Origin of the sequence: Winogradskyella endarachnes, assembly GCF_009741275.1 — a bacterium.
Taxonomy (GTDB): domain Bacteria; phylum Bacteroidota; class Bacteroidia; order Flavobacteriales; family Flavobacteriaceae; genus Winogradskyella; species Winogradskyella endarachnes.
The window spans coordinates 234,696-257,504 of the sequence record NZ_WOWS01000001.1 but is presented as its reverse complement, the minus strand read 5'-3'; the positions used below and the strand labels follow the sequence as shown (position 1 = coordinate 257,504).

The window sequence follows — 22,809 nt, the reverse complement described above, 5'->3', positions numbered from 1 at the left end:
ATAAAAATGAATATATTAGTAATAAATTCTGGAAGTTCCTCAATTAAATTTCAGTTAATCCAAATGCCTTCAGAAACGTTAGTTTGTAGTGGTTTAGTGGAACGCGTTGGCCAAAAAGATGCTATTCTTAATTACGAAACAAATACTGTAGATATTAAAGAAATACATCATATAGCTAACCATAACGAAGGATTGCAACGTGTTGTAGATTTGTTGTTAGACCCAGAAAAGGGTGTAATTAAAAATACAGATGAAATTGAAATAGTAGGACACCGTGTGGTACATGGTGGAAATTCATTTTCTAAAACAACGTTAATTACAGAGGAGGTTAAAGATAAAATTGATGAATATGCTACTTTAGCACCTTTACATAATCCTAACAATTTAGTGGGTATAAAAGTTGCTGAACAACTTTTTCCTAATGCCAAACAAGCCGCAATTTTTGACACTGCATTTTTCCAAACCTTGCCAGAAAAAGCTAAAAAATACGCAATACCAAACGAGCTATACAAAAAACATGGTATACAAGTTTATGGTTTTCATGGCACTAGTCATAAATATGTCTCAGAAAAAGCACTCGATTATTTAAAATTAGAAAACTCTAAAATAATAACAATTCATTTAGGCAATGGTTGTAGTATGACAGCCGTAGAAAACGGAATTAGTATAGATCATAGTTTAGGTTTTACACCTTCTAATGGTTTAATTATGGGTACACGTAGTGGTGATATAGACCATGCTATTGTGTTTTACTTAGTAGATACATTAGGTTATAGTATGGACAAAGTGAATACTATGTTAACCAAAGAGAGTGGAATGCTAGGACTTACAGGGTACAGCGACTTAAGAGATATTGAAGCTGAAGCAGCCAAAGGAAACGAAGATTGTAAATTAGCATTAATTATAAACACTTACAGAATTAAGAAATATATTGGTGCATACACTGCTGCAATGAATGGTTTAGACGCTATTGTGTTTACAGCTGGTATTGGAGAAAACTCTAATTATATTAGAGAAAAAGTTTGTATTGATATGGAATATTTTGGAATTGAATTGGATACAATTAAAAACGATTTAAGATCTAAAGAAATAAGAGAAGTTAATACTGCAAATTCTAAGACTAAAATATTAGTAATACCAACAAACGAAGAATTAGAAATTGCTAAACAAGCTTATAATGTTGTAAAATAATCCAAGTTGATTAATAGCAATTTTACAACAATAAAAAAAGCTCTAGATGAAATCTGGAGCTTTTTTTTAAAATTTAATTTTATATAGTAAAGTTACATCTTTCGCTGTTTAAAATCTGCTTCAATTTGTAAAATAACCCAATTTGTAATTTTTGAAGCCACGAGACCTCTAAAAATTGAGATTATTGGTTTTAACCACCATGACTTTATTCGGCCATTTAATTCTGTTTTAATTATTGCTTTTATTCTATTCTTTAAAGGTTTCTTAAGTTCTTTAAAAGCTTTTAAATTAAATTTAGGAAAACCTTCTACTTCATATTTAGTAGGATTAGTATCACCATCAATTATACTAATATCTGGTATAATAGGCATATAAGTTTTAAAACCACCATCCTTTTGTTTTACTTTCTTATTAAAAGTATTAATAGCTTCATCACTTACACCATAAAACAGATTCTCTGGATCATCTTTATCGCATTCTAAAAATAGAATTCCTCTTAAAAAATTGCGTGCATTATCTCTACCTAAAAAGAAATCATGTTGTCTAAACTTTATATCTAGAAAACCTCCAAAACCTCCTAAAGCACCTGTGGCTAATGGCGGATGATCTCTTTCTTCCATTTTTCCTGGTTTTAATTTTCTAGGAAAAGACATTAATTTAAACAACCCAATACCATAGGTGTCACTTTGTTTATTGCGTGCCTGATTGAGAATTGTTGGCACAAGTGCACCTAAAACACCCATTATATTAGAAACTTCATAATTAACAGATTTTGTTGTTGTGCCTTCAAAAAAACTAGGGAATGGGTCAATTAATACTGTCCCAAAATGTGGGTTTTCTGCATCTGGTTGGCCATGTTTACTAATTAAATGGCGTAAAACTTCATCAAAAGGTTCGTTATTTATTGTACCTCCATCAATGGCTGTAAATTGAAAATTTGAATTACTTTCTGGTTCTATAAACACATCTTTTTCATCAGTTAAAGATTTTCTAGTTTTCAAACTTTTGTTTAAAAAATTCGTAGAAAATTCATCATTAAAATAACGTGGCTTTAGACCTATAGGAAATGCACCAGTTGCCTTGGTTACTTTAATTAAAAAATCTCTCGATTTTAAATTATGAGGATGAAATGGTAAATGTTTGTGAAGATCTAATTCTTCGTTGTAATTCAACTTAAAATGTGCAACTACATCATGACTACTTACTCTATGTGAAGGTGTAGCGTCTAAAAATTTAGATTTTATTCTACTAAGTTTTACTTTATAATCTATGGGCCTAAGACTCGTAAGCGTTATAAGTAAACGTAAATCTTTAGATATAAAATTTGGAAAATTTTCTAAACTAGCAGTTTTAGGCAACTCCTTAAACACACGGTCTGCAATTGCATCAATAGGCGTAGAATTTAGAAGTGAAGTAACACCATCTTTTGAGTTAATATCTGAGGTGTCTAACATTTTTTCGAATGTAGATTTTCCTTGCTTTGACGTCTCATAAAGGCTTAAATCATCATCTAAAAACACCCAACTATCATAAAGAATATTTCCTGTTTTAGAGTAAGATACTTTTTTTACAGGCTGCCAATTACCAGCATACATAGCCAAAGTTGCAATCATACCAACCATTCCACCAGCAGATGCACCTCCAATAGCATCAATTATTACACTATGATTAGGAATATGACTATTAGGATTATCTGCTTGTTCTGTTTTTGCTCGCTCCCACGCTGTCAATGCTTCAAGTAAGTAATCTACAAAACCTGCTGTATATGCACCTGCTGAAACCGCTCCTGCAAGTGAAAGTCCTAAGTGAAAGGTTTGTTTACTCATTAAGCAATTGATTTAATAATTATATATTAGGCATTTATTATTAAGCCTTTAAAATAAGGAAATAAATATAAACAAAGTTCTATCACAATAACATATAAGAGGGATTAGTTAGAACAAAAAAAAGTCCTGAATAAAATTCAGGACTTTAAATATTTATAAAAATGTTTTATTAAGAATCTGCTCTTAAAATAATATCTCGCTGAGCCACTAATAAACCTTCTTCTTTATTTAATTTTAAAATTCTAGTAGGATCTCCTTTTTTCTCCATACGTTTTCTGCATGTTTTTGTAAGTAAAGGATCTTCATCAAAAAGAAATGTTTCTACTTCATAAGCATCTTTTGAAGGTTCTTTAACAATAGGATATAATTGTTGTAATTGATTATATCTTCTGTCTCCTCCTGGTACAAATGTATAAAATGTATAACGACCATCTTCATCTGTCTTTATCCAACCTCTATGGTTTACATAACGCTTTTCATTTTCCTCTATTAAATCAAAATCTCCATTTTCATCTGGTTGTTGTACATATAAAATCACATCCTTTGCAGGTGTAACACCATCACTCTTATATATGATACCAGAAATTTTTAATTTATTAGTCTTAGATTCAAAATCTGGAATAGTATCAGTATTTATCAGATTTGTATCGTCTTTATCATAAATAGGAAGCTCTATTTTAGAATTTTGTGCAAAAATAAAACTAGTTGCACTTATAAGACTTATTAAACAAAGTAAAGGAAATCTCGTTTTCATATGAAAATGTATTTAGGGTTATACCAAATTTCATACTTAATAATAGGATTTCAATAAATATCTTATTAAGACGATATTTTTACGACAAACTGAAATTGTTTACGAAAAATTCCGACGAATTACATTTATTTTGTTCTATAACAGAAACTTCTATCTATTTAATTATGTACTTTTTAAATAATCAATTACAAATTAAAAGAGATTTTTATTATTTAGACAGTTCCGTAAAACTTAAATTTTTAATCACAAAATTGAAAAAATCAACCAAAATTGTTAATTTATATCAATTTTTGTAATAATTGTATTTTGTCGATAATATTTACTTTTAATCAGTAAAATAAGCACTTTAACTGTATTATTTATCTTTTAATCGGAAAAATTTTAATAAAAAAACATGTTTTTTGATGGTTTTCTTTAAATAATTGCATAGATTTGCCTCACAATGAATAATTCAATTAATTAATTATGAAACTAAAATTTACTTTATTAACTCTCTTTCTTGTTCTAATAAGCGCCTTGAGTTTTGCTCAAAAAAGTAATAACTCGCAGAGTATTATTAGTGGCAAAGTAAATATTTCAAAATACCACAGTAGAGAAGAATTAAAAAATTTAGATAAAGGTGAATTACTTACCTTATATATAGAGCGTATAGAAGTTATTGTAAATATACTTCCTAATATTGCGTTTGCCACAAAACCAGGTGTTACAATGGCATCTTTGGGAATTCCGGAAACCAAGGATAACAAAAAGGCCTTAGAAGAAAATAAAGAAGCTTCAGATACGTATTTTGATAGTACTATAGAATTTCAAAAATCAATATTACCTTATTCAGATAAAAAAGATTTAATTGCGGCAATTTTGTTTTACGAATCTACTTTAAAAGCATTACATACGTACGAAGATTTCAAAAAAGATTAGTTAGTTTTATTTATAATAGTGTTTTAAACCTTGGCTTTTTTAAAGTCAAGGTTTTTTTATTATATACATAACTTTATTTTGTAAAACACATAAAATCATCTTCAAAAGCCCTTTTAATGTAAGAAATAATGTACGATTTAAATTAATTTGTGTATTTCATCGATATTTTTTGTGTTTCATGGAATAAAATTTTATTTTTGGTTACTAATAGTAAAAAGCCCCTTAAATCTATTAAAAGAATAAACCTATTATGAAAAAAAATACGCTCACAACGCTTATCTTACTTTTGGTACTTGGCAACATGTTTGCTCAGCAAGAAAAAGGTATAACTGGTTACGATAACTGGTTAGATAACTGGACGGATTTTAAACCAAACAAAGCCAATTACGAAGAGCCTACACAAATTTTGTCTGGAGATATAGATGAGAATACTACGTTAACAAAACGTAATACTTATTTATTACTTGGCGAAGTTTATGTAATGAACAATGCAACCTTAACAATAGAACCTGGCACAATAATCTTAGGTGATTTTGAGACTAATGGTTCTTTAACTATAAGTAAAGGTTCTAGAATACATGCTGTTGGTACAGCAACTGACCCAATTATTTTTACGTCTAGTAAGTCTGATAAAAAAGCAGGTGATTGGGGAGGAATTTTTATGCTTGGTGATGCTCCAATTAATACTTTTGGAAACATAAGCTCTATTAATTACGGTTTAAACCCTTCATCAACAGAAAACATAAGTTATGGTGGAGATAAAATAGACAGTGATTCCGGAACTTTAGAATTTGTAAGAATTGAATACGCTGGAAAAATGACAAAATCTTTTGGTCATTACAGTGGACTTACGCTTGCTGGAGTTGGTTTAAAAACTATCATTAATAATGTAATGGTTAGTTATTGCCAAGGAAACTCCTTTAGTGTTTTAGGAGGTAATGTAGATTTAACTCAAACAATTTCTTTTAGGTCTAGTAGAAATGATTATTATTTTAATTACGGAACTCAATGTAGCATGTCTAATGCCTTAGCTGTAAGGTCACCTTATGTTTCTAGTGCTGATGGTTCTCGTTGTATGTTTGTTAAATCTTACGATATAAAAGAAAATGCAGATGCCACTAAGAAAGAAACTTATGTACATGCTGAAAATTTAACTTTGGTAAATGTAAGTAACGATTTAGCATCAGATATACAGGTTGGTCTTGTACAAGAAGCGATTTACGTAGATACAGATGTTTCTTTTCATATTGATAAAAGCGTAATTTCCGGATTTAAGCCTGCTGTTTATTTTGCAGAAAAAATGGCCATAAATAGTGTAAACCTTGATAAAATTAAATTCACTAATTCATACTTTAATAATTGTGAAGGAAATATTTTTAGAAAAGGTTATACTAATAATGATGATTTAGAAAGTTGGTATGGTAGCAGAGCATTTAACAATGTTTACTCTAAAGGTCCAGATTCAGAAACTTTTATAAATTCTACCAATACTAGATACCCAGATTTTAGATTAAAAATTAATAAAATTATAGCTTCTAATGAAGTGTATGAAGATGATTAAATAACCCAGCCCTAATTAATCTATTAAAAAAACACAAAATCCCCAAACTTAATGCCTACACCTACCAATATAAGACGTATAATCTTAAGCTTTTGCCTATTTGCAATTTTAACGCAAACAGAGTTTAATGCGCAAATAGTTATTGGTACACCAAACCTAGGATTCAGTCAGGCGTGTGCTAATGAAGACTTTAATACATTCAGTACAACATTTATATTTTCTCCAGAAACTGGTCTATACCCTACAAATCAGTTTTCTATAGAATTATCTGATTCAGATGGTGATTTTTCTAATGCAGAAGTTATTTATACATCATCACCAGGTTCTGTAACTGTATCACCAGCTACATTGCAATTTGCAATACCAGAAACAGCAGCCGGAGAAAACTATAAAATAAGAATAAAAAGTAGTGCTCCAGTAGCAACAAGTTCTGGCTCAATTTCATTTTCTGCATATTACAAACCACAAGATGCTCCATTTACTATTAACAATTTAGTGTCAACAGGTGCATTTTGTTCAGGTGGAAGCTATTTACTAAGTATAGATAATCCTGGTACAGGAAATAATGATTCGCCTTTACTCTACCCAAACCTTAATTTTAAATGGTACAGAGAGACAAGCCCTACAACTTCAGAGTTTGTTGCTGATGGAAATACATTAGAAGTTACTTCTAATGGTACTTATTTTGTTGAAACCGATTATGGGTCTTGTACTTCAGATTCATTTTCTAATAGAGTTACTATTACAGAAGTTGTTTCTGGAGAAGCAAATGCTACAATTGTCTCTAGTTTAGGTAATCCTTATTGCCCTGGAGAAGGTACTACAACGTTAAGTACAATGGTTGGTCTTTCTTATCAATGGTATAAAGATGGCGTTTTAATTGACGGAGCAACGTCTCAAATGTACAACACTAATGAATCAGGAATTTTTGCTGTTCAAGTAGATTTAGGAGATTGCTCTGCATACGGTACTATAGATTTAGTAAGCGAATTATTTGACAGCAGTATTGATGTCGCTGAAGAAGTAGATATTTCTGAAGGTGATTTTATTATCGTAAATATAACAGACAATGCTCAAAACCCTGAATACGCTTGGTATTTAGACGGCAACTTAATTCCTGATGCAACAGAACCTTCTTTTCAAGTTGAAGAATTTGGTGATTATACAGCCACAATAACAGAAAATTCAGGTTGTAGTGTTACTATAGAATATTATTTTACTGTAGTAGAATCCTTAAACCTCTTTCCTGATATAGATAATATTCCAAATGTTATTAGCCCTAATGGAGATGGCATTAATGACACATGGATAATACCACAAGATTATGTTCAAGATAGCTCTAACACTGAAGTTGTTATAATGAATAATAAAGGTAAAATAGTTTTAAAAACAAACGCTTATCAAAATAATTGGCCTCAAAATGAATTAAACCTAAACAGTGTAAACCAAGTTTACTATTACGTCATAACCACTGAAGATAATAAAACTAAAAAAGGTTCTATAACTGTAGTTAAATAATATGAAAAGACTTTTACTCTTAATATTGTGTATTTGTTCTGTGCAGACTTACCACTCTCAAGAAGATGGTGATGGTGTTGTTTCATTAAATTTACCTGCAAGAAACTCACTTACGTTTAATAAATTTAATATTAACCCAACTTTTAGTTTTGTAAGAGAACAAACCAAATACATCACCTTTAATAACAAAAGAGAATGGGTACAATTTGAAAATGCACCACTCACCTATTTTGGTAGTTACTCAGGAAGATTTGCTGAGAATATCGGTGCCGGAATTGGCGTTTTTCAACAAAATTACGGTGTATTAACTACCTTTGGAGGTCTTTTAAATTTTGCTTATAACGCAAGAATAGGAAGAAGTAACAACCTTACTTTTGGTTTAAATATAGGTGCTTACAAAAGCGGTTTAAACACTGGTGCTGTTGTTACAAATTTTGATGACCCTTCATTACAAAATATACCAGATAACACCGTGTTAACCATTAATCCTGGTATTAATTTTGGTACAGATTATTTAGATTTTGGTATTTCTATTAACAACTTGGTAATGTATAATTTTACCTCTTCTACTTTAATAGAAGAAAATCAAGAACAAAGCATAGATGCACATGTTATGTATACTGGTTATATGGATAGCAGAGGCTTCTTTGATGAAAGTAAATTCACGGGTTTATTAAAAACAGATATCTACGAAGACAAAACCATAGTATCTGCTGTAGCAATGATTACAGTACCTAAGGGATTTTGGTTTCAAGGTGGTTATAATTCATTCTACGGCCCTACTGCTGGCATCGGATTAAATATTACAAACAATATTGCATTAGAATATAACTATGAGAATGCAATTGGTGAAAACGCTAATTTTGGTAGTTCTCACGATTTTTCGATTGCTTATAGATTCCAGAACAACAAATATTACGATTATAGTCCACAAGACGAGGTGACTAGTATTTTATCTAAAAACAACAAAAGACGGCGAAGAGTAGTAAAATCGAATAGTAAAAAGACGAAAACATCAAGCAAAGCACAAACCAAATTAACTGAAAACAAAAAAGCTGAAGAAGCAATTAATATTGCTAAAGCAAAGGCTGAAGCAGAAGCACTGGCAAAAGAAAATGAAGCACTTGCACTATTAGAACAAAAGAAAAAAGAAGAGCAAATTAAACAAGCTCAATTAGAAAAAATTGAAGCAGATAAAAAAGCCCAAGAAATTGCTGATAAACGAGCCGAAATCGCCGAACTGCAAAAAGCCAAAGAAGAAGCTGAGGCACAAGCTAAATTGTTAGCAGAACAAAAAGCTAAGGAAGAAGCTGAAGTACAAGCTAAATTGTTAGCAAAACAAAAAGCCAAAGAAGAAGCTGAGGCACAAGCTAAATTGTTAGCAGAACAAAAAGCTAAAGAAGAAGCTGAGGCACAAGCTAAATTGTTAGCAGAACAAAAAGCTAAGGAAGAAGCTGAGGCACAAGCTAAATTGTTAGCAGAACAAAAAGCCAAAGAAGAAGCTGAGGCACAAGCTAAATTGTTAGCAGAACAAAAAGCTAAAGAAGAAGCTGAGGCACAAGCTAAATTGTTAGCAGAACAAAAAGCTAAAGAAGAAGCTGAGGCACAAGCTAAATTGTTAGCAGAACAAAAAGCTAAGGAAGAAGCTGAAGCACAGGCTAAATTATTAGCAGAACAAGAAGAAGCTAAAGAAGCCGTTGAAACTGAATCTAAAATAGATTTAATTGAAAACCCAACAGATGAATTAGCTATTTCAATGAAGGCGATTAGAACATCTACAGATAATTCAAAAGATTACCAAAACGAATTATTAGATCGTTTCAATGAAATTGTAGAAATAAAAGATAAAGACCTAAAGAGTTTAAAAGAAGAGAATGATCTTAGTGAACAGGGGATTGTGGTTGCACCTAGACCATTTAAAAGTATTACTGCTGAGAACAATGAATTAAACGCCATTAAAAAAGATTTAGATAAAGTAATTATTTCTAGAGCTAATAAAATTGAAGAATTAACAGCATTATACAATGAACGTTCTGAGATTAGTGAGTATGTTCTAGACGAAGTGACTATTTTTTACAAAAAAGAAATCGACAAATTAAATAATGAGCAACAAAAAACTAAGGCCTTAAGGTCTCAATTAAATGAGAAATTAGAAACAATTAGAATTGCTACAGAATTTGAAAAAAGAAGACGTATAAAGAGAGCTGCTTACAATAGTGACGAAGATCAATACAACCAAGATCGTGCTACTTTGAAAAATATTAAGCAAACTACTAAATTAAATGAAAGTGTATTTAAACCTGAAGATTTTGATTATGGAGAACAATTAGGAAGCAATATTAGCATCCTTAAAAATATCAAAAATGTAGAAAGCGGGTATTATTTAATTATTGCCGTACATAGTGATAAAAAACGTAGAGATGAATTTTTAACAAAAGTAGTTTCTGCCGGAAGAACAGATATAGATTTCTTCCATGATGTAAGCACCAGTAAGTATTATATATACTATGAAAAGCACACTAATATCAGTGATGCCAATAAAGCATTAAAAACTAAAGGAAATAGACCATATAATGGAAAAATGTCAATAGTGAAAATTGAAAATTAATAGAAGTTAAGCCGTTTTTTAAGTAATCTTTTGCCCCCAAAGATTATGATGGAAACATAAAAAACCTACACCATGAAAAAACCTACTTTTTCGAGAATAACCCTCATAATTCTATTGCTGCTTTTAGGACAGCACGCCGTATCACAAAACCTTGTACCTTTTTCTCCTAGGTATGATGAAGCCATAAAAGGAGACATGTTATTAATTGGAAACAGTAATGTGGGATTACATGCTTCTAATCCATATAACGGAACCAATGCCAATGATCAAGTCAATGCTGCCGTTTATGTAGATATCGATGGCGATGCAAGTACGTTTAATTCCAGTAGTGCCGATCTAGATATACCAAGCGACTTAAGTTGTTATCAAATTGTATATGCAGGTTTATATTGGAGTGCAGTTGTAGACGGTGATGATCCAATTTCAGATGTAAAATTCAAAGTTCCAGGTGGATCTTATGTAGATATAACAGGTACTGAAATATATTACCAAAATGCTGCAAATAATAGTCAGTCTAATACATATGCATATTACCATGATGTAACAGATATGCTAACAGCTTTAGCCGATCCAGAAGGTACTTACACAGTTGCAAACATTTCTAGTTTAGTTGGTCCAAAGCCAAATTCTGAAGGACTTTCTGCAGGTTGGTCCTTATTTGTAATTTATGAAGACCCTTTATTACCAAGTAAATACATCACTTCATTTGACGGTTTTACAAAAATTACCAGTACTATAAATGAAACATTTCCTGTAAGTGGATTTAACACTATACCAACTGGTCCTGTTAGAGCAAAATTTGCTTTTAGTACAATTGAAGGTGACCGAAGATGGACTGGTGATTATTTAAGACTTAATGGAACCACAATAAGTGTAACCGATAATGGCGGAAACACCATTCGTCCCGCAAATAACTTTTTTAATAGTACGGTTTCAGATATAGATCCATTAACTAATACTTCTCAATTATTCACAACAAGAAATCCAAACAGTTCTAATACACTTGGTTTTGATGCCGGAATTATTAATATTCCGAATCCTGGCAACTCATTAATTGCTAATAATGCAACTTCTGCTAATATTAGCCTTGGTAGTAACTTAGATATATACTATTATTATTTCAGTGCATTCGCCATTGAAATTATAGCTCCAAATATTGTACTCACAAAAATTGTTGAAGATGAATTTGGAAACAATATAGGTGATCAGTTAGTAAATTTAGGTGCTCCTTTAAATTATGTTATTGGTTTTCAAAATACAGGAAATGATGATGCTACTAATTTTCAAATTAGAGATATTCTTCCTGTAAACATCGTTTATAACCATCCAACAGATTTAGTATTACCTCCTGGTGTTACGGCATCTAGTTATAATCCTGTTACAAGAGAATTAATTTTTGATATTGATGATTCAGTTGTAGAACAAAATGATCCTGTTTTAGAAATAAGAATTGAAGCACAAGTTGTAGATAATTGTTCAGAATTACTTGAAGCATGTTCTAACCTTATCCAAAATCAAGCTTTTGCATCTTACCAAGGTACTATTAACCCAGACTTCACTATTACAGATGATCCAAGTTTAAGTTCTAACACAGGCTGTTTAATTACGCCACAAGCCACTAATTTCTTAGCAGATTTAGATTGTGGATTCCAAGAGGATATTGTACTCTGTGGTGAAAGTGTAGAATTAACAGCTGCTAATGGTTATGATACTTATGCATGGTCTACAAGTCCTACAGGCACACCTGTTATTGGAACAGGCCAGTCTATAACAGTTACTGAAACAGGATCATATTATTCTTATAATACAGCAATTGCACCATGTCAATCAATTGTTCAACGTTTTAATGTTGAGTTATTTGGAAATAATACAACAAACCCAGTAATTCCTTACGCAGACGAAGTTGTTATATGTCCTAACAACGGAAAAGAATTGCCTAATATATTTTTATGTGGTGCAAACGACTTTAGAGATATTCAAACTAACATTTCAGACTCAACTTCTATTATTTGGGAAAAATTAGACGAAACTAGTTGTGCTGCCGTAACAGATATTGACTGTGCTAATGAAGAACCAAGTTGTACTTGGAACTCAGTAGGTACAAATTCAAATTTTGTTGCCGATACAGCTGGTCAGTACAGAATTACTATCAATTATCCTGGTGGTTGTTTTGTTCAATTTTATTTTAATGTCTATGAAAATTTATTAAGTCCAACCGTAAATGCAACAGACATAATATGTACAACAGACGGAAGTATTACAGTTAACGATGTACCTTCTGGTTACGAGTATAGTTTAGATAATACAAATTTTCAATCTAGCAATATCTTTTCAATTAATACAGCTGGTACTTATACTATTTATATTAGACAAATTGGCGTAGACACTAATCCTTGTATATTTACAGTACCAGATGTTCTAATTAGAGATAGAGAATTTACAGCCTCTACAACGGTAACCCAACCTCTTTGTCATGGCGATAAAGGAAGTATTAATTTGGCTGCTAATGATGCTGACCCTCAGTATTCATTTACTTTAACTCAATCTGGAACTTTAGTGAATAGCATTGGTCCTATTGTAGACAATAACTATACATTTGAAAATTTAAATGCTGGAACATATACAGCAACTATTGAATCTGAAAATGGTTGTGTTGTTTCAGAAGAAATTGAAATAGTTGAGCCTGCTTTATTGACTGCTACAATAGCCTTAACTACACCTCTATCTTGTGAGGACGGTGTTGTAACAGTTTATCCAGTTGGTGGAACATCTCCATATTACTACTTTGTAAATGGTAGCACAGATTTTCAGTCAACTTCAGATATCATAGTATCTTCAGCTGGTACTTATAATGTAGAAGTTGTGGATGCTAACAATTGTAGTACAACTGTATCTATTAATGTAGATGCTATTGCAGAACCAGAGTACAATGTTACAAAAACAGATATAACATGTGAAGATGATGGCAATACTGGAACCATAACTGTAAATCTAACAAATGCTAATGGAAGCACTATACTTTACAGTATTGATGGTGGCACAACGTATCAAAACTCAAATACATTTACAGGTCTATCAGATGGTTCTTATGATGTTGTATTACAATACACATCAGGCACTGCAGAATGTACTACTACTCCAGAAACTATAGTTATTAATTCTGGTGCATCAATAGTAGGAACAGCTGATCTTACTGCTCCACTAACATGTTTAGATAATGGAACTATAACGGTAACAAACGTTACAGGTGGTGATGCACCTTACACTTACAGTATAGATGGTGTTAACTTTCAAACGAGTAATATATTTAATGATTTATCTCAAGGAACTTACACTATAATAGTACAAGATGACAACGGTTGTACGTCTGCAACCAATGAAATTACTATTGCAGCATTAAATCCTCCTACTGATTTAACTTTTGATCATACTGCTATTACGTGTCCTACAAATACATCAACAATTACAATTACTGGTGTAACTGGAGGAATTGGTACTTTAGAATATCAAATCACAGCACCAGTTTCAGATGCAACACCTTATCAAACATCAACAAGTTTTGCTAATTTAGAACCAGGCACATATACATTTCAAGTTAAAGATGAAAATGATTGTGTTTATTCAGAAACTTATACTGTAGACCCAATTCCTGTTCCAACTTTGGCTGTTGTATTAACAAAAGACTTAGACTGTACTACCTCTCCAGATGCTGTTATAACCGGAACAATTACAGGGCCTTCGCCTTATACTTATGCAGTTTCGTTTAACGGCGCAGCTTATACTGATTTAGGAGCTACAGGTACACCTTTCAATTATGCTGCTGCTAATGATGGTACATATCAATTTCAAATTACAGATGCTAATGGTTGTATTGCAGAATCATCTGTAATTACTGTTGACCCAGTATCGTTACCAGAATTAAGTGTTGTTGTACAAACACAACCAATTTTATGTAATGGTGATACTAATGGTGCTATTGATATTACAATAGATACTAGTGTTGGTACACCTCCATATGTAACCAATGTAAATAACGATACAACAGGAACAGATTATGGGACGCAAACATCTAGCTTACCTGCCGGAACTTATACAATTACAATTACAGATGCTAAATCTTGTACAGTAACCGAAACTATTATTATTGATGAGCCAGATGCTATACTTGTAGATTATGATGCTATAGATATCACTTGTGATACTAGTGGAATTTCTCAAGGTTCAGTAATTATAAACTCAGTAGTTGGTGGTACGTCACCATATAACTATTTTGTAACTGGTACCAATGGTTATTCTAATTCAGAATTAAATAATGCAGGAACAACCTCTGTAAGTTTTGATGTTGTTGACTTTGGTCTATACGAAATTAATGTTGTAGATGCTAACGGATGTTCTGTATTGGTACAAGACGTTTTAGTAGCCTCTCCTCCTACTGATTTAGATATTAATATTAGTACTACAACAGACTGTTTAACAGGTGGTGAAGCTGAGGTAAGTGTTGGGTCTACACTAAGTAGTTCTGGTCCTTTCTACTTTGCTATATATGAAGGTCCTTCTACAGTTTATCCAACAGGTACTTGGTTAGCAGAAGATGCTCCTGGAAGTCAATCTGCAACATTTACTGGTTTAATGCCTGATGTACTTTATACATTTATTGTTTACGATCAATCAACAAATTGTAGTTATTATGAACCATCTACTATTGCAGTACCAACAAATTCAACCTTAACTACTTCAGCTTTTAGTTCTAATAACATAACATGTACTGGCAGTGCTGATGGAAACGTTACATTTACAGTTAACAGTATTTATACAAGTGATGTTAATGTTAATTATGAAATATTTGATTCATTATCATTAAATTCTACTGGAATAGTGGGCTCTGGATCTGTACCTGCTAATGGTTCCTTAACCGTGACTGATTTAGGACCATTACCATTTGGAAATTATTTTGTTTCAATAAGTGAAACATCTGGTCCAAATTCTGGTTGTGGTATTGTTACAGCACCTTTCAATATTACAGAATCTGCTTTTGCTTTAGAATTAGTAGTTTCAATAGATCAAAATGCTAATTGTAATCCAAACTCTGGTGTTATAAGTGCTATTGCTTCAAATGGAACTTCGCCTTATAGATATCAAATTACAACGTCATCTACTGCGCCTTTAGCTTCAGATACAGCATGGAGTTCTGCAAGTACATTCAATGAAGATGCAGGTAGTTATTATGTACACGTAATTGATGCTTATAATTGTATTGTTACTAGTCCTGTTCAAGTATTAGACATGGATCCAACACCTGTTATTGCAGCAGTAAACACTAACCAATGTACAGTAGCCGAAGGTGAATTTGAAATTGATGTAACTTTAGATACAGCCGGTATGCCACCATATACCGTAAGTATAAATGGAGGTGCTTTTCAAACACAAACTTTTCCATTTACATTAACTAACTTATACTCTGGTTCTCATTCTGTAGAAGTTAAAGATGTTAACGGTTGTGGTAATATCGTAAACTTAGATATCCAAGCTCCAATTTTAATTACTCCAGAAATTACAGCTTTACCGTCTTGTAATAATGATGACGGAGAAATTACAGTAACTGGTAATGGTGGATCTGGATCATATACTTATAGCATTGCTCCTAACCCATCATCTATAACTTTAACAGGTAATGTGTTTTCTGGTGTACCTTCAGGTACTTATACAATAACAATAACAGATGCACTAACCTTATGTACTGAAGAAGTTTCTGTAACCTTATCAGAAGCTATTGCGCCAACGTTTACATTAACACCGACTTCAGTTACGTGTTTTGGAGATAACTCTGGTTCTTTTGATATTAATATTGAAAACTATACCGGAAACTATACATACCAAGTTTTTGATACTACAGGTAATTCTGTAACTGGAGCAATTAGTGCTAATACCTCTACAAATCCTCTTACCGTATCTGGTATGGAAGCTGGCACATTCTCTGTAGTTATTACAGAAACTGATTTCCCATTCTGTTCTGCAACATCTAACGTTATTATAACATCACCTGCTGCACCATTAACATTAAATATTACTGAAACATCAGATGTAACATGTAATGATAACCAAGGAACAATTACTGCAATTGCGTCTGGTGGTTGGGGAGATTTAGAATACGAATTAACAGGTGATGCAACTGTTGCCTATTCTGAAAATGGAACATTTACAGACCTTTCTGCAGGAACTTATGTTGTTAATGTAAGAGATTCAGGTGGTTGTATTGTTTCGGAATCAATTATTTTAGAAACACCTGACCCAATTACTGCTACCTTTACGCCTAGCACAACAATGTTATCTTGTTTTGGTGATCAAGATGCAAGTATCACTATCACTAATGTAACTGGAGGACAAGAATCTAATTATTCTTATACTTTAAACACTGTTTTACCAACTCCTAGTGTATCTGGACCACAAACTTCGAATGTTTTTGAAAACTTAGGACCTGGAACTTATTTTGTAGTAATTACAGATGGATACGATTGTGAATTAACATCAGTAGATATTGTAATTTCAGAACCAACACCTGTTGTTGCTAATTTAGTGAGAACAACGACACAAACCTGTTTAACAGAATCTACATTAACATTAAGCGCAACTGGCGGAACTGGAATTTATTCTTATAGTGCTAATGCTTCATTTAGTCCAATTATTGGAACATTTACATCATCAACAACATTCTCTGTGCCAGATGGTACATATTCTTACTATGTAAGAGATGCAAATGGATGTGAAACTAATGTGTCTAATGAAATTACAGTAGAACCTTTACCAACATTAACAGTATCGTTAGAGTCTACTAATCCTACAATCAATTGTGCAGGAGATAATAACGGAACAATTTCGGCAACAGCAATTGGAGGTTTAGGAAATTACACGTATACATTACAAGATGCTTCAGGAAATCCTGTTACGGCTACACAGAATACGCCAGGATATTTTACAGAACTTTACGCTGGCGATTATACAGTATTAGTAGAGAGTGGAGATTGTGTCGCTACATCAGAAATGATTAGTATCACTGAACCTGATGCACCTTTAGATGCAACATTAATAGTTAACAATATAACTTGTGCCGGAAATAACAACGGTAGTGTAGAAATCACAGCAACTGGTGGTACAGGAGTCATTAAGTATGCTATTTCACCTCAGTTAAATCAGTTTTTTGACAATAATTTGATAGAAAATTTAGAACCAGGAGCTTACGACTTAATTGTACAAGATGAATTGGGATGTTTCTTAAGTTTTAGCTTTACAATTTTAGAACCTGCACCTGTTATATTAAGCATTGTTCCAGATTCACTATTCCCAGAAGTATGTAGTGGTGACGAAGATGGAGAATTTAGTATTAGTATTTCAGGAGGTACATTACCATACAGCGTAAGTTTAGACGATTATGAAGGTGTTTATACTGTTGGTAATTCTTCTCAAAATGAATTTGATTTTACAAATCTACCTGGCGGAGATCATACTGTGTATGTTCGTGATGCTGAAGGATGTGAGTCACAATGGAATATTACCTTCCCAGAATCAGTAACAATATTACCAGAAATAATTATAGAAAATATTTGCGAGGATAATACTCAAGGCAATGTTGTTACAGTAATGGTAGATGAATCTATAACAGATTTAACTCAGCTAGATTATTCGTTAAATGGAGGTCCATACCAAGAGAGTGATAAATTTATAAATGTACCTGTTGGAACAGATTATTTTATTGAAGTAAGACATACCAATGGTTGTGTTCAAACTACTGAGTTGTTTGATATAGAAGCTACAGACCCAATTACTTTAACTTTAGAAGAAGGGGAATTAAATGAATTTATTGCTGTTGCTGCTGGTGGTGAAGGTGGTTACCAATTTACTATGAATGGTGAAGATTATGGTACGCAAAATTCATATATAATAACAGAATCTGGCACTTACGAGGTTATTGTAACCGATAGCGCTGGTTGTTATGCAATAGCTTCTATTGAATTGGAATTTGAAGATATCTGTATCCCTAACTGGTTTACACCAGATGGTGATGGTAACTACGATACATGGGCACCAGGATGCACAGAAAACTATCCTAATCTAACCTTTGATATATTTGATCGCTATGGACGTAAAATAGCAGAATATCATGTTGGTGAAGCTTGGGATGGTAAGTATAAAGGAAGAGAACTTCCTACTGGAGATTATTGGTTTGTTGTAAAAACTAACGACTCCACTCACGATAAAGATTTTGTTGGACACTTTACACTATATAGATAATAGCAAAGAATAAAAAAGATAACATTATGAAAAAATTAGCCCTATATATTCTTTTTCTGGTCTTTGCACAAAGCTATGGCCAAGAGTTAAACCTACCTGTATTTACGCAGTATTTATCTGAAAACAATTTTGTAATATCACCAACCTATGCTGGGATTGGTGATAACTTAAAAATTAGAGTTAACGGATTAACACAATGGGTAGGTATTAAAAATGCTCCAGATAATCAATCACTATATGCAGATTTTAGAATTGCCAATAGTACAGGTGTTGGTATAAGTGCTTACAATGATAAAAATGGTAATACAAGACAAAAAGGTGTAAAATTTTCTTTTGCACACCATTTAATATTAGATTATAAATCCAAACAATATTTATCTTTTGGATTGTCTTATAACATTAATAGTTTTAGGATAGATATTGAAAACTTTAATACCACGTACGACATCCCTATTATAGATCCATCCATTACAGATGATCGTTCTATATCTAATAATAATTTTGATGCTGGTTTTTTATATCGTTATAAAGCATTTTACTTAAGTGCTAATGCCAACAACTTTCTTAAAAAAGATACTGATGATTATATTGGTCTAGAGCCAAGTCGTTTGTTAAACTACCAAATCTATTCAGGTCTTGTTATAAAAAGTAAAAATAATAAAGATGTAGAATATGAACCTTCTGTATTTTTTCAGTTTTTTGATAGTGATAAACGATCTAGTACAGATATTAATTTTAAGTATAGAAAATTCAATAGATTAGGAGATTATTACTTTATTGGTGCCTCCTATCGTTATTTAAATGACCAGTTCTTTAAACCTTTAAATTTAGGACCGATGGCAGGTATAACATATAATAACTTTTATTTTGGTTATGCTTACCAGTTTACCTTTAATGATTTATCTGGTTATAATACAGGTACACATATGGTAACTATCGGTTTAGACTTATTTCAAGGTATTAGTAATTGTGCTTGTACAAAAGGAACTAGTCAGAGTTACTACAGATAATAATAGGATTAATTTATTTCTAGTTTGTAACCAACACCATGAATGTTAGTGATTTTAATTGATGAATCGGTTTTAAGCTTTTTACGTAATTTAGAAATGTAAGTATCTAAACTACGACTAACAAAAACACCGTTGTCTTCCCAAATACGTTTGGTTAATTCATTTCGCTTTATAACTTGGTTTGGTCTAGAGGCTAAAAGAAAAAGTAGTTCGCATTCTTTTTTAGATAATGTAATTTCAGATGCTTCTTTTACTAACTTGTTTTGATCAGGATAAAATTTAAAACTTCCTAATTTTGTACTATTATCATTTTCATCAATAAATTTATGCTTAGTCTTTTTTAAAATTTTTCTATGTATTAGAAATGCTATAAATAAAAGTGATAAAACAATTAAGGTTGTAATTAGAATTGAATATATTGAGGTTGTTTCAAGCTCGTTAATAAATTTTAATTCAATTAAATAACATAAATTAGGTAACGTTCTGCCTGAACAAGGTATTATAGTTTGTTCGGTTCTATCACTCATTTGGTAACTATATGCTACTTCATAATCTATACAATGTTTAACCTCTACCCTATAATGTTCTGGTAAATTAGATTTTTTTAAACTGGTTGCAATAGCAGATACTAACATTTCTGGTTCTATGGGTAAGCTTTCACTGAATGATAATCTATAAGTATTAGAATTAGATTGTATTACCGGAAGAATTAAAGACGTAGAATCATTGTGAAACAACAATATGCTGTTGCCAGCATCTCTTAAAGCTATTTTTGTACGTTCAGAAACATCATTTTGGTTTTCCGTTGAGCAAGACCAACTTATTCCAATACATAGAAAAAGTACAAATTTGCAGAACCTCTGGATTATTTTTTGCTTCATAACTACCGTAAAGAACACACAAATCTATGACTTTAAACTTCAGTTTACATTTCTTTTACACTTTTTTGACATCTTTTTAGCTTCAATAGGCACTATTTAATCAAACTTAAATTTCTTTAATTTGTAAACCAACAAGAATTCTATTTTTATAATTACTTTTAGAATTCTATGAAAACGCAAACAATTCTTCGTTACAAAGGATATTTAGAAACACCCTCTTTATTTGTTTCAGAAAATATAATAGAATATGAAATACTTCAACTACAATCAACCTATAATGATAAAATTGATCCTGACAGCTTCAAAAATAACAGGTTAGGAAAATTAGTTGAAGAATTTGTGTTTCATCAATTAAAGAAAAAATCAGAAATAAAAATTGTTTCCCAAAATCTTCAGATTCAAAATGGTAAACAAACTATTGGAGAACTTGATTTGTTGTATTATGCTAATGAACTACCTATACATCTAGAAATTGTTTACAAATTTTACCTATATGATTCTTTAAAACATTATAGCAATCCACTGTTCTACTGGATTTGTCCTAACCGCAAAGATACTTTAGACTATAAATTAGAAAAATTAAAGCGTAAACAATTTCCATTGTTATACACAGACCAAACTAAACTACAATTAAAAAAGTTAGGTTTTACTATTAATAACATAAAGCAACAACTTTGTTTTAAGGCACAACTTTTTCTTCCTTACTATAATAAAAAAATTAATGTAACACCTTTAAACAAAGCGTGTATATCTGGTTTTTATAGCTCTTATAAAACAATTTCGGAATTTGATACATTTCAATTTTATATTCCAGATAAGTTAGATTGGTTAATTAAACCTCATAATAATGTTGAATGGTTAACATTTAATAATGCTAAAAGTAAAATTGACACATTTATAAATACTAAAAAATCACCTCTGGTTTGGCTTAAAGGTGAAAATAAAGAAATTATAAAATGTTTTATAACTTGGTGGTAAATATGAAGACACAACAATATTATAAAATATACAAACCATACGGCTATTTAAGTCAGTTTATAAATCATCAGAATAAAAGACGAAATAAAAAGCTATTAAGTGCACTATATGATTTGCCAGAAACTATAATGGCTGTAGGTCGTTTAGATGAAAAGTCCGAAGGTTTACTGCTCCTTACTACAGATGGTAAATTTAGTAACCACATTACAAGTTCAAAAATTGAAAAAGAATACCACGTTATGGTAGATGGTATTATAACACCAGAAGTTATAGAAGAACTTAAAAATGGTTTAGAAATTTCTGTTTCAGGAAAACCTTATATTACAAAACCGTGTAAAGCGGAAATTTTAGATGATTCTTCTCATATTTTTGAGCGTTTTGTACGAGATGAAAAACATGGTGTTACATCATGGTTATCTATTACGTTAACAGAAGGGAAATTTAGGCAAGTACGTAAAATGACTGCTAAAGTAGGATTACCAACATTACGATTGGTGAGAGTAAGAATTGGAGATTATAAGTTAGATTGTATGACACCCGCAGAAATTTTATCTATTAATTATTAGAAGCCGTTTTTTCTTCTTTTTCATCTTTTTCTTCTGCCTCTTTTTTAGTAATAATCATCTTTTCATTATTAAAAATAATAGTGGCTTTTACACCAGTTAAGAGATTCCATTCTTTAGAAGAAATTACATTGCCTTTATCATCGTAAACTACAAATTCTGCAGTATTTGGACCAGAATCACCTTGGTTTAAGGCTACAATATCTACCGTATTTTTACCATCTAACAAATCTACTTCTACTCGTCTATAACTACTTGTAAGCAATAAATTATGTTTAATTACAGCACCATTGATTAAGATTTGTACACGATCACCATCAGGATATTGATGGTCTCTACAAACAATATTTACAAATTTGGTATCTACATTATGTTCGCCTAAAAACTGATCAGACATTTCTCTAATAATTCCGCCTTTAACAGCTTCCTTATTCCAACGTTTTTCAAAAATCTCACCTGGACTTTTTAAACCATCATTCTCAATCATAGAAAATGGTCTTTCTGTTTCTCTAATAACAAATTTTTCTTCTTCGTCTTTTTTATCACTAGATTTTTTCTCTTCGTCCTCCTTTTTAAGAGTAGGAGCCACTTTAATTTTTACTAACGTAGAATCTTTATCTTTCTTAGATTCCACTGCAGGAATATGTATAGTCTTTGTTTTTTTATCCTTAATTTGAGCAAAACTCATACTGCTGCAAAAAATGCATAATAAAAC

Annotated in this window: 13 protein-coding genes; 9 read left to right on the top strand and 4 right to left on the bottom strand. The window is 31.6% G+C overall.

Annotated elements, in window-relative coordinates; translation table 11 throughout:
• The first annotated feature begins 6 nt into the window (after window positions 1-6).
• A complete protein-coding gene (locus GN138_RS01165) occupies window positions 7-1,191 on the top strand; it encodes an acetate/propionate family kinase (RefSeq protein WP_157361487.1) in 1,185 nt (394 codons plus the stop codon).
• A gap of 92 nt (window positions 1,192-1,283) precedes the next feature.
• Here GN138_RS01165 and GN138_RS01160 read toward each other — a convergent pair whose 3' ends face one another.
• Complete coding sequence (locus GN138_RS01160) at window positions 1,284-3,017, bottom strand: patatin-like phospholipase family protein (RefSeq protein ID WP_157361486.1); 1,734 nt, start codon at window positions 3,015-3,017, stop codon at window positions 1,284-1,286.
• A gap of 169 nt (window positions 3,018-3,186) precedes the next feature.
• Entirely contained in the window at window positions 3,187-3,771 is a 585-nt protein-coding gene (locus GN138_RS01155; RefSeq protein ID WP_157361485.1) for a peptidase associated/transthyretin-like domain-containing protein, read from the bottom strand.
• Window positions 3,772-4,236: 465 nt separating this feature from the next.
• Between GN138_RS01155 and GN138_RS01150 the strand changes: the two genes are divergently transcribed.
• From GN138_RS01150 to GN138_RS01125, 6 genes are all read left to right on the top strand, one after another.
• Window positions 4,237-4,689, top strand: coding sequence for a hypothetical protein (locus tag GN138_RS01150; protein ID WP_157361484.1), 453 nt, complete (start codon window positions 4,237-4,239; stop codon window positions 4,687-4,689).
• 250 nt (window positions 4,690-4,939) lie between these two features.
• On the top strand, window positions 4,940-6,250 hold the full coding sequence (locus GN138_RS01145; RefSeq protein ID WP_157361483.1) for a hypothetical protein: 1,311 nt from the start codon (window positions 4,940-4,942) through the stop codon (window positions 6,248-6,250).
• Window positions 6,251-6,301: 51 nt separating this feature from the next.
• The gene (locus GN138_RS01140; protein WP_157361482.1) at window positions 6,302-7,768 is read left to right on the top strand and encodes a T9SS type B sorting domain-containing protein; all 1,467 of its coding nucleotides are present in this window, start codon (window positions 6,302-6,304) and stop codon (window positions 7,766-7,768) included.
• 1 nt (window position 7,769) lies between these two features.
• Window positions 7,770-10,376: a PorP/SprF family type IX secretion system membrane protein gene (locus tag GN138_RS01135; RefSeq protein WP_157361481.1), complete on the top strand. Its 2,607-nt coding sequence runs from the start codon at window positions 7,770-7,772 to the stop codon at window positions 10,374-10,376.
• 72 nt (window positions 10,377-10,448) lie between these two features.
• Window positions 10,449-18,662: a T9SS type B sorting domain-containing protein gene (locus tag GN138_RS01130; RefSeq protein WP_157361480.1), complete on the top strand. Its 8,214-nt coding sequence runs from the start codon at window positions 10,449-10,451 to the stop codon at window positions 18,660-18,662.
• Between the two features lie 26 nt (window positions 18,663-18,688).
• The gene (locus tag GN138_RS01125; protein ID WP_157361479.1) at window positions 18,689-19,672 is read left to right on the top strand and encodes a PorP/SprF family type IX secretion system membrane protein; all 984 of its coding nucleotides are present in this window, start codon (window positions 18,689-18,691) and stop codon (window positions 19,670-19,672) included.
• Between the two features lie 8 nt (window positions 19,673-19,680).
• Here the strand turns inward: GN138_RS01125 and GN138_RS01120 are convergent, their stop codons facing one another.
• Window positions 19,681-20,553 (bottom strand): winged helix-turn-helix domain-containing protein, encoded by an 873-nt coding sequence (locus GN138_RS01120; protein WP_157361478.1) that lies wholly within the window; start codon window positions 20,551-20,553, stop codon window positions 19,681-19,683.
• Between the two features lie 168 nt (window positions 20,554-20,721).
• Here GN138_RS01120 and GN138_RS01115 point away from each other — a divergent pair, with 168 nt between their 5' ends.
• Together GN138_RS01115 and GN138_RS01110 are read left to right on the top strand one after the other, a co-directional pair.
• Window positions 20,722-21,531 (top strand): DUF1853 family protein, encoded by an 810-nt coding sequence (locus tag GN138_RS01115; RefSeq protein ID WP_157361477.1) that lies wholly within the window; start codon window positions 20,722-20,724, stop codon window positions 21,529-21,531.
• A 2-nt stretch (window positions 21,532-21,533) separates the two neighbouring features.
• Entirely contained in the window at window positions 21,534-22,097 is a 564-nt protein-coding gene (locus GN138_RS01110) for a pseudouridine synthase (protein WP_157361476.1), read from the top strand.
• Here GN138_RS01110 and GN138_RS01105 read toward each other — a convergent pair.
• The gene (locus GN138_RS01105) at window positions 22,087-22,782 is read right to left on the bottom strand and encodes a hypothetical protein (protein WP_157361475.1); all 696 of its coding nucleotides are present in this window, start codon (window positions 22,780-22,782) and stop codon (window positions 22,087-22,089) included. The two genes, GN138_RS01110 and GN138_RS01105, sit on opposite strands and share 11 nt — an antisense overlap.
• Window positions 22,783-22,809: the final 27 nt, after the last annotated feature.